1 protein-coding gene is annotated in these 652 nt (G+C 70.1%); it reads left to right on the forward strand.

Features of this window, described 5'->3' with window-relative positions:
* Positions 1 to 10: 10 nt before the first annotated feature.
* A partial coding sequence (locus LQ326_RS47385) for a condensation domain-containing protein (protein ID WP_308402183.1) occupies positions 11 to 652 on the forward strand: 642 nt, incomplete at its 3' end.

Here is a 652-nt window from a genome sequence, read left to right on the forward strand (position 1 = left end):
CGCGCTGGCGGTGCTGCTCGCCCGGATGGGGGCGGGGGAGGACCTCTGCGTCGGTACACCGGTCGCCGGCCGGTCCGACGCGCAACTGGAGGAACTCGCCGGGTTCTTCGTCAACACTCTCGTCCTGCGCTCCGACGCCTCCGGTGACCCCACCTTCCGTGAGGTGCTGCGGCGGGTGCGCGAAACCGACCTGGCCGCGTATGCGAACCAGGACGTTCCGTTCGAGCGGCTGGTCGATGAGCTCGGCGTGGCGCGCTCCGCCGTCCGCAATCCGCTGTTCCAGGTGATGCTGGCGCTGCAGAACGTGCCCCAGGCCCAATGGGACCTCGAAGGCCTGACGGTCGAAGAGGTTCCGCCCGCGTCCGACCCGGCCGCGCGATTCGACCTGTCGGTGGCGATGAACGAGTTCCGTACCGCCGACGGCGACCCGGACGGGCTGCGTGGCGGGATTCTGTTCGCTGCGGATCTGTTCGACGAGGGGACGGTTCGTCGGCTGGCGCAGCGGCTGGCGCGGGTGCTGGAGCAGGTCGCGACCGATCCGGAGTTGCGGCTGGGTGCTGTCGAGGTCCTGGACGAGGCTGAGCGGAGTGCGATCGTGGGCGAGTGGAATGCCACGGCTGGCGATGCGGATGTCACCACCGTCGTGGAGCGC

The sequence above is a fragment of the Streptomyces shenzhenensis genome, from assembly GCF_021462265.1.
Taxonomy (GTDB): Bacteria; Actinomycetota; Actinomycetes; order Streptomycetales; family Streptomycetaceae; genus Streptomyces; species Streptomyces shenzhenensis.